This window comes from Amazonocrinis nigriterrae CENA67, from assembly GCF_016056305.1.
Taxonomy (GTDB): Bacteria; Cyanobacteriota; Cyanobacteriia; order Cyanobacteriales; family Nostocaceae; genus Amazonocrinis; species Amazonocrinis nigriterrae.
This window is the reverse complement of record NZ_JAECZC010000017.1, coordinates 67,115-76,411: the sequence shown is the minus strand read 5'-3', so window position 1 is coordinate 76,411 and position 9,297 is coordinate 67,115. Positions and strand designations below refer to the sequence as shown.

General features: G+C 39.7%; 6 protein-coding genes and 1 pseudogene. 1 reads left to right on the top strand and 6 read right to left on the bottom strand.

Annotation, left to right across the window (positions count from 1 at the left end; all coding sequences use genetic code 11):
• The 4 genes and pseudogenes from I8748_RS12045 to I8748_RS12030 all read right to left on the bottom strand — a co-directional run.
• A pseudogene (locus I8748_RS12045) lies at nucleotides 1–228 on the bottom strand (HAD family hydrolase); the annotation flags it as partial.
• A 90-nt stretch (nucleotides 229–318) separates the two neighbouring features.
• Nucleotides 319–768 (bottom strand): hypothetical protein, encoded by a 450-nt coding sequence (locus I8748_RS12040; protein ID WP_198124817.1) that lies wholly within the window; start codon nucleotides 766–768, stop codon nucleotides 319–321.
• A 95-nt stretch (nucleotides 769–863) separates the two neighbouring features.
• On the bottom strand, nucleotides 864–3,821 hold the full coding sequence (pgmB, locus tag I8748_RS12035; RefSeq protein ID WP_198124816.1) for a beta-phosphoglucomutase: 2,958 nt from the start codon (nucleotides 3,819–3,821) through the stop codon (nucleotides 864–866).
• Nucleotides 3,822–4,000: 179 nt separating this feature from the next.
• Nucleotides 4,001–6,448, bottom strand: coding sequence for a sucrose synthase (locus I8748_RS12030; RefSeq protein WP_198124815.1), 2,448 nt, complete (start codon nucleotides 6,446–6,448; stop codon nucleotides 4,001–4,003).
• Between the two features lie 1,027 nt (nucleotides 6,449–7,475).
• Between I8748_RS12030 and I8748_RS12025 the strand changes: the two genes are divergently transcribed.
• Nucleotides 7,476–7,904 (top strand): HetP family heterocyst commitment protein, encoded by a 429-nt coding sequence (locus I8748_RS12025; protein ID WP_198124814.1) that lies wholly within the window; start codon nucleotides 7,476–7,478, stop codon nucleotides 7,902–7,904.
• 66 nt (nucleotides 7,905–7,970) lie between these two features.
• Here the strand turns inward: I8748_RS12025 and I8748_RS12020 are convergent, their stop codons facing one another.
• Nucleotides 7,971–8,330, bottom strand: a complete 360-nt coding sequence (locus I8748_RS12020) for a hypothetical protein (RefSeq protein ID WP_198124813.1) — start codon at nucleotides 8,328–8,330, stop codon at nucleotides 7,971–7,973.
• A 94-nt stretch (nucleotides 8,331–8,424) separates the two neighbouring features.
• Entirely contained in the window at nucleotides 8,425–8,808 is a 384-nt protein-coding gene (locus I8748_RS12015) for a beta-lactamase hydrolase domain-containing protein (RefSeq protein WP_198124812.1), read from the bottom strand.
• Nucleotides 8,809–9,297: the final 489 nt, after the last annotated feature.

Sequence of the window (9,297 nt, the reverse complement as noted above, 5' to 3'; positions counted from 1 at the left end):
GTACCACTGGAGTAGCTCTTTTCGGGCATTCCCGACTATGATTCCCCGTTCGTTGCCTACAGCAAACAAAGCAATATCATTGCCCGAATCACTGTACACAACTGTTTGTTCTGCTGCAAATTTCTACTTTTGGTGCAAAAATTGCATTGCTTGACCTTTATCGCTGGTGCGGGGTACAATGTCAAGGTCTATACCGCTACTATAGATTAACTTTATATTTCCTTCACATTTTGGTGTTGCACAAAATATTTTTTCTTCCCCTGCTCCTCTGCTCCTCTGCTCACCAAAGCTATTGATTCTTTGTTTATTTGAAATTCCCTAACGAGGCGCTGTTATCCGTTGTTGCCTGTTGTTACTTGGGAATTGCGATCGCATCCATTGGTATGCAACAAAATTCAGTAGCAAGCCAATCAAAAACAAAAGCACTATCAAGGCAATTTGATACCAAATAATTTGCGGCAACAGCAAGTCTGCCACCAGATGAATTAAATTCATCACACTATAAAACACAGTCAAGCCAAAATGAATCACTCTATAGCGTCTGGAATCAGTGAAGGCAGTAGCAATGATTGCCAACATCGGCAGTACAAAAAAGCCCAACATTAACCACATAATTCCAGAAATATCACTTATCGATGTAGCTTTCTGTGATTCAACAACACTTAAGCCATGAAAAAGGGGCATCAGGCCTAGTAGAGTATGAAACAGTATTCCAAGTAAAAATACTGTCCATAAAGCAATAATTTTTTCCTGATTATTAACTGCCATATTCTCATACCAAGTTGTATTCAAAGATAGGAGCTTCAGGAGCAGGGGAGTAGACTATATCTGAGTACAGACGATTCGCTGAATCGTCTGTACAATTACGAATTATGAATTTGTCTAACAGCTTCGTTTAATTTAGCTTGTATGTCTGTCCATGTGATGCCTTTGAGGCTAGGCAAAACAACATGAGCAGCTCCTACGCGCTCAACTGGGCCAAGTCCTATTGCCCACATGCCACCTGCTAGGGCTGCCTCAATACCTGCGGCTGCATCTTCCATAACTACACTTTGTTTGGGTTCGATTCCTAATTGTTTGGCGGCGTGTAAAAATAAGTCTGGTGCTGGTTTGGGTTGCTGTACACTGTAACCGTCTAAAATTGCATCGACTTTATCAGCAATGCCCAGTTTCTCTAAAACTGTACGGGCGTTTTTACTCCCTGAGCCGATAGCTGTCTTAATTCCAGCTTGCTTTAATTCATCTAACAGTGCGATCGCACCTGGCAACAAATCTTTGGAGGAAATGTTTTGGATAAGTTCTACATAATAGCGGTTCTTCCGTTCCATCATTTCCTGGATTTGTGCTTCTGAATACTGTCTATCACCAATAATCAGCATGAGCGAAGCGCGACGAGATACTCCTCGCAGCGCTTCGTTTGCCTGTCTATTAAAGGGTATACCTTCTTCATCTGCTAGCTTTTGCCAAGCTAAGTAGTGATATTCTGCTGTGTCTGTTAATACTCCATCTAAATCGAAGATAACTCCCCGGATGTCGAGTTTGGGAGGGAATGAGGGAGGTGGGGGGCATAATGGGGATGGGGAGTTGGGGAGTTGGGTAAATGAGAGAAATTCTCTGCTGCTTTGCTCTTGGTTGATTTGTTGGGGACGCAGATCAAACTCGTGCCAGTGACCGCGCCATTGCAGCTTAAACTTCAGGCGTGTCCAGCCAGGAGGCAGGTGAGGATTAGCTACAGGTCTATGTTCTCTCAGTTGAATGCCAGCAAAGCCAAAAACCACAGCTTGCCAAACACCACCAGCACTAGCTCCGTGAATACCTTCATGGGTGTTACCTCGCCTATCTTCGAGATCCACCATTGCTGCCTGCATAAACAGTTTGTAAGCTTCTGCTGTTTTGCCCAAATCCGAGGCTAAGATGGCGTGAATTGCTGGGCCAAGGGATGAACCATAGGTAATATCTGTGCGGGGTGCGTAGTAGTCCCAATTTGCTTGTAATACTTTTTGGTTGTAGGGAAAATCTGCTGATTGTCGCATTAAATAAAGCAGCATTAAGACATCTGGCTGCTTGATTACTTGAAGCTTGTTAACTGCTTCGTTGCCTAAGATGGCTTGTATCGATTTTTGGCGTGGTTCATAATCTGCCAAGTTGATATCTTCTAATTGAAAAAATCCCTCAAATTGCTCTATGAGGCCTGTTGAAGGGTCGTAAAGAATCCACAGTTTAGCAATGATATCTTGCCAGTGCGATCGCATTTCTGAGGTGAGTTGCAATTTTTTCTCTAGTTCGGCAGCTTGTTCGGGAAAGTTGTGACACAGCCAATCATCAACAATCAGGGCTTTCTCTAAATGCCATTGCACCATGCGGTTGGTAAAGGTGTTGTTGTGTACTAATTCGTGGTATTCATCTGCCCCAATCACACCACGAATTTCATAACGTTCAAACTGAGGATTGAACTCGACTCGGCTAGCCCAAAAAATAGCGGTATCTAAGATCACTTCAGCACCACAATCCCGCATCCACTCATCGTCACCAGTTGCTTGCCAATAATTCCAAACCGCGTAGGCAATATCTGCACTGTTGTGAATTTCGCGATCGCGGCACCAAATCCGGACGTCCTCACCATAATAATCATTCGGCAGTGACCAACGTGGTGTCACCTCATCACCTGTATCAGCACTTTCCCAAGCAATCATGGCTCCTTTAAATCCATAATGAGATGCCTTGCGCCGGGAACCATTTAAAGTGTGGTAGCGATAACTAACTAGATTCGTAGCTATAGCTGGTTGAGTGAAAATAAAAAAAGGCAGGATAAAAATTTCCGTATCCCAAAAAATATGACCGTGATAGCCAAAACCTGAAAGGGTTTTAGCGGGAATGCTCACCTTTTGATCATTCCTAGAACCAGCGATGATGATCTGAAACAAGTTGTAGCGGACAGCAAAAGCAGCTGTGCTATCTCCCTCTATCAAAATGTCACTTTTTTGCCAAACCTCATCCCAAGCCTGCTCATTAGCTTTGAGTAGTGTTGTGTAGTCGCTCTTGTGAGCGAGTTTTTCTTGCGCTGCTAGAACTGGTTTGTCAATCTCCCGTGATGTAAAAACTGTCACCAACTTTTCTACTATGACAGTTTGTTCTGATGAAGCGAAAAAGGTTGCACTTAAGGTAGGATAGCCGGGTGCAGTGTTAACTTGTAACGATGCCTCTGTTCCAGATATTGTCATCTTAGCCGCCATGCCAACCTCAATCCGGGAGGTACGGGTGCGACTGTGTAACCAGATTCCTGTATTGGTCTTGCCTTGGTCTAAATCTTCCCAGTGATTGAAGCCTTGATTTTCAGGATAGCCGTTGATGCTGGCCTGAATTTCAATCAAGCCATCAAAATCTAAAGGCGTTAAATGACAGCGTTGTCCCAATACATGCTCATCAGCTAAACTGGCAAAGCGTTCAAAACGAATGTCTATGGTTTTGCCAGTTGGACTACGCCAACGCAAAGAACGGCTGAGAATCCCCTGACGCACGTCAAGCTGTCGCTCATATTGTAATATCTCGCCTTGATCGAGGCGGAAGCGATCGCCATTGACTATCACCACCAATGGTAGCCAGTCAGGGCAATTGGCTAATTCTGTGTACACCACCGGCACATCATCATAGACACCGTGAATGAAAGTTGCTGGCAATGCACGAATATAGCCTTCCTCAAAACTACCCCGTGTTCCCAAATAACCGTTGCCGATTGTAAAGATTGTTTCTAATGAATGCAACTGATCAGGGTTAAACTGGGTTTCTCTTAATATCCAGTCTGTATAAATAAAATTGGACATGGGGAATTGGGAATTGGGCATAGGGAATTGGGAATTGGGAATTGGGCATAAGGAATTGGGAATTGGGAATTGGGCATAGGGAATTGGGAATTGGGAATTGGGCATAGGGAATTGGGAAAAAGAAGTTATTCTCCCTCATCCCCTTCATCCCCCTCATCTCCCTCATCTCCCCCCACTCCCTACTCCCTACTCTCCACTCCCGGAGCAAAGCAACCCATGTGCTTTTCTAAAATTTTTTCTGCTCTTGGTTTAAAAACTAAATGAAATATGGTTTCCATATAACGATCCCTGACTTCATTATTTTCTGGAGCAACAAAGTTCCAAAAACTAAATATCTTCGCAAGCGATAATAGTTTACTGGTATGTATTTCCCAATTGTATCTGTTACGAATTCGTTCAATAAAAGTATTTGAAATTTGATTCCAGTACTCAGGATAAGTATTGCATTTCTCAATGAATGCCAAAATCTTATTAGCTGTTCCTTCTAAGTCTGTAGGATTAATAATAAATCCATTATCTCTTTCATCGAAAATTTCTAAAGCACCACCAAATTCAGTAGCAAAACTTGGTAAGCCGGAAATCATTGCTTCTATAATGCTGCGTCCAAAGGATTCAAAACGGGCAAAATGCACATAGATTCCTCTGCGATCGCTGACTATGCGGTAGGCTTCACCTATATTTATACTAGGGAGACGCATTCCTATCCAACGAATCTTTCCATGTAGATGATACTCATTAATAATTTCATTAAGTTTTTGGATTTCTTCTGCTTCTTCTGGGACTGTAGCTTCATCAGGATGCAATTTTGTAGTGATGATAATTAAGTTACAATGCTCTTGTAAAGCCTGACTTTTACCAAAGCATTCAGCTAAACCTGTAAGGTTTTTGATTGAGGTGATAGTAGCAATACTCAGAATCGGTCGCTTTTGCGGCTGCTCTAAGTGACCAAAAATTTGGGGGCATTGGCAATCAAAAAGTAGGTCTTGGACTTGAGCGCTGAGGCTGGGATTACGCTTCTCTTTTTGGGTATAAGGAAAGAAGATCTTCTCACTCACTCCTGGTGGCACTTTGTTAAACTTAGGACTAAATAAATCTATCCCATCAACTACGTGATATAGATGCGGCATTGTAAAACACTTATAAGACTCGTATTGACCCATAGTGTCTGGAGTACCGACAATTTCTTCATAGGATGAAGTGATGATAAAATCGGCGGCATTCATACTTATTAAATCGGCTGTAAATTGTGCTGAAAAATGGTATTGCTCTTCTAAATCTGACCAATATAAATTGCTGAATAAGTATTTAGCTTTCTCCAGAGAATGGGCAATATTACACTGAGTAACTTTGAGGCTGCGGGATAAAAGAGAAGCTACTAAGCTGCCATCACTGTAGTTACCAATTATCAGATTAGGGCATCCATTAAATTGGGTTAACAGTTGCTTTTCAGCATCTTCAGCAAATGTTTCTAAATACGGCCAAATCTCAAATTTAGAAATCCATTTACTGGTGATTTGAGTATTAAATTCACGGAAAGGAACGCGCAATATCCAAGCATTTTCAGTATCTTGGACTTTTTCCAAACGCAGATTGCAGTCTGTTCCCTCACAACAAGGAATTAGCCTGGTGAGAATAATTATGTGGGGTTGAATTCCCAGCAGGTCAAGACCAGCGATTTTGATTTCTTGTTGTAGTTTGTTTTCTAAGCTGCGAGTTTGTTCCAGCACATAGATAACTTGACCGAGTGTTTCATCTCGTCCTAAGACATCTTCTTGAGCAACCCAACCGTGTATAGAGATGAAGACGACCCGAAAAATAGCGGGTACACGAGCAACAAATGCTTCGAGGATCGCGGGTTGTGGCGTGTCAATCAATCGATCTAAAAGTTGTAAAGTTTCACGAACTCGCGCCGCCGTGTTTCCCCAACCAGGCTCAAAGCCAAGTTCTTGGAGTTGAAAGCGAAATTTTTCGTAAGGTTCTTCAGGAGGTTGTGAAGCAAGCAACTTGAGGGCTTGCTTAACTTGTTTAACTAACTCTTGACCTGAAGTAATGCGATCGCTAATCAGTAGAGGAATACCATCGTAATTCAACTGATGTAATGCTTGAAACATCACTTCTAGCCAGTATTGGGGTTCAGTCAATAATTTATTTGACAGGTAATGATTGAGGTAAGCTAGACCTTGACCAATATTTCTGGAGTCGCAAAGCTTGGGAGCATCTTCATAAAAAGGTTTGAGGTCGATTTCCAGAAGGTGGGGTTGGTAGGAATTGACCAAGCGATCGCTTACATCTAAATACGCCTGAGATGTCATTTCCTCGTAGCTAGTCAAGTCTGATTTGACTCGCCATACTTGTTGGCTAGCAATCTTGGGTCGCACAACAAACCAAGTAGCTTCCTCTTCCACAATCATTTCATGAGTGTAGTGAATCAGTTTACCAATAGAGGAAGAGTGGTAAAAGTAAGCAGGCTTTTGGGATTGCTGACAGTAGTATGCAAACGTTTGCAATATCTCATTTCTCAAGAAGAAACACTTACTTGAGGTACTTGTACTTTTTAATGTCAAAATCAACTGATACAAAGCAGTTTTTTCATCACTGCTTAATACAGCTTCAAGCAGTTCGTGCATGATGAAGTCCAAAACTATGGCTAGGTCACGACCTCATTCTTCTTCCTCAATAGCTGTGGTTAGACTCGACGGGTGTTCAGAGGTACATTTCCCTTTTTACCCTTGTATGTTAGATAAACCTGAAAGACTTCTGCTTCTAGCTTTGGTATGAAACGCAAAGACAACTTACTCATACCAATTCGCCTAAATTCAAAATGAGGAGTTAGGAGTTAGGAGTTGGAAGTTAAGAGTTAGAGTTAGGAGTTATTTCTCCCCCATCTCCTCCATCGCCCCAGCCCCTCTACTGGTTGTTTACTCAAAAAAATGCCAATTTGGCTAAAGTACTTGTCAATAAAGAGTAGTCTATATATTAGGCATATTTCTTAGGCAAAACACTGACTTTGGCAGTTCAGTTACTTGGAAGTCACACAGAAGTTGTGATGGTAATCACCAATAAGTAAAGGAAGAGTTATGAGTTATACAGTTTTTGACTTCAAAACTCAACAATTGCTTAGCAAAACTTGTTAGTTTACCAATCGCTAATTACCTTAAACAGTCCCTAGAAGCCAGTGCTGAAGTACGACCATTCAAGTAAACTCAAAACCACAAGTTCACACTAAGGCTAGTAAATCAGCCTACAGTCAACAAAAATATCATTATACTGTGTTACCTAGTAAGAATTTCGGCTAACATGCCAATCAGTATTGTTGACTTGATGATTAGTATTAATTACTAGCTAAATATTCATAATTTTCGATTTTTCATTTAGTTAAATATAGTGGTTGTACAGTCAAACTGAGTTGTTCTACAACTGATATCTTACTACCCAATAAAATTATCAAATAGCAAAGTATTTGAAGTAATACTCAATTTCTGCCACAATTGTAACTTAAAATTGGTACTAATTTTAGGTTAATATCAGCCTAATAAGCCGTAAAACAATCTCTAAATTTGCCATGCAGATATACTCCTTGACTCAATCAGGAAAGCGTTAAATGTGAAATTCTTTCCTCAAGTTCTAATTAGATAATTTCTCTAAGGGTAACTTATGAACTACCACATGTCTTCTAAAATCAATTTTCACAACATTATTACTCCTGAACAATTGAATGAAATTATAGGAGCTATTACTGAAGGCAGATATTCTTGGGCTTGCGTCCTGATTTTACGTTTCGTTGGTCACAATCCACTTCATTTTATTCCTCAACGAACTTATAGTCGTTTAATCAAAGAAAACAACCAAGTTTCGTCCACACCCTTATCTATAAGTGAAAATATACCAGGAAACATTAATTATTCCATCACTAGCTCTGATAATCTAAGTAATTCTCAAGTTTTAAGTAAAATTCCTGATTTAGATTCTTTAGAAACCTATGACAACAAAACCACTAGTTACCAAGGTGATAAAATGTCACTTTACTTAGAGCCAAATATGACAGCACTTTATTCATCGAAATCTAACAGGCTGCACAATTAGTGAAGTGGATAAGGGGCAGGGGGATATAATTTTTGACTGAGAACTATTAACTCCTGCCTTTTGATATTAACCAAACCAATGGGATGCTACACGCGCTGGATCAACTATTTCTGGAATGTGACGGTTAACCTCGTCTGCTTGTTCGCACAGAATTTTATCAATTCCTTGGTGAATTATCTCTTCTATATGCCATTTGTTTTCTAAAAAAACACGTAGTTCTTCTGAATTGGTTAATGCTTGTGCTTCTGCTTCATCAATTGTGATGTAATGATTTGGAATTCTATTGAGGATATAAGCTAGTAAAATTTGCCTGAGATCAGGATGAGCAAAAGCTTCTTGGTATGGATGATGAGGATAATTTTCTAGAGTATATTCAAGTTCTTGAACTACTACTGGAATAGTTAGATTAACGAGAGTTTTAGGCATATTCTTAACCTTGTTTATTAATATTTTTTGACGCTTAATTTAAATAAATTTGATTAATTTTATTATTGATAATAAAATTATATAAAAATACAAGCTAAACTAAACCTAATTTTATAGTTTTTTGAAATGCGTTCTCAAAAGTGATACCTTGTTTTGTAGAAATGTATAGCAATACTATAGCTGCTGAACGCATAGAATTATCACAATGTATCAGAGTAGGTTTAGGTAGTTGAGTAATTATCTGAAATACCTGGCTTGCAAGTTGATAATTAATTTCTTCAATCTGGATAGGAAAATTGATATATTTCAATCCTAAAAGCTCAATTTTTTCCTGTTCCCTATCTAGTATACCTAATTCATTTTGTAATCGCAGATTAAGTACAGATTTATAACCATCATCAGCAATTTCTTGTAATTGCTCCGGTGTAATTTGTCCAGCGATCGCTAATTCATCATTAATTTCCCTAATAATATTCATTGGTTTCATATGCTAGATATTCAATTATGATTTCAAGTAGTTGATAGTTCGGAAAATATTCTGCTAAAAAATGAATTGGGAATAGCGAATGTTATATTTTTAGAGAAATGTTCATCAAAACTTGGTGAATATTTATCATCTCTTTGTAGCTGTTCAGAATGTTTATCCAATAGCTTGTCTTGCCTAAGACATTGCTATGCCAAGGCACAAGGTTAGGATTTACGCGAAACTACAGCTTGTAGGAACAATTCATGAATTGCCCCTAGTCAAATTCAGGGTTTAGGCTATTGTTTGCGTGAGTCCTGAAGTTAAATCAGATTTGTTTGCCCGAAGTATCGTTATAAACTGTAATAGAGTAAATCAAGCCCCCGATAGAATTTAAGATTGCTGGTCTTAGGTATACTCTCAATGTAGAAAAACAATTTGAGGAACTTGTGAAGGAATTCTCAAGTTGATATAGCAAAGTGCTGAGTGCTGTAGACGCTTGGT

Coding starts and splice junctions, on each gene's coding strand:
- I8748_RS12040 (WP_198124817.1), bottom strand. CDS start 768: ATGGCAGTTAATAATCAGGAAAAAATTATTGCTTTATGGACAGTATTT.
- pgmB (WP_198124816.1), bottom strand. CDS start 3,821: ATGTCCAATTTTATTTATACAGACTGGATATTAAGAGAAACCCAGTTT.
- I8748_RS12030 (WP_198124815.1), bottom strand. CDS start 6,448: ATGCACGAACTGCTTGAAGCTGTATTAAGCAGTGATGAAAAAACTGCT.
- I8748_RS12025 (WP_198124814.1), top strand. CDS start 7,476: ATGAACTACCACATGTCTTCTAAAATCAATTTTCACAACATTATTACT.
- I8748_RS12020 (WP_198124813.1), bottom strand. CDS start 8,330: ATGCCTAAAACTCTCGTTAATCTAACTATTCCAGTAGTAGTTCAAGAA.
- I8748_RS12015 (WP_198124812.1), bottom strand. CDS start 8,808: ATGAATATTATTAGGGAAATTAATGATGAATTAGCGATCGCTGGACAA.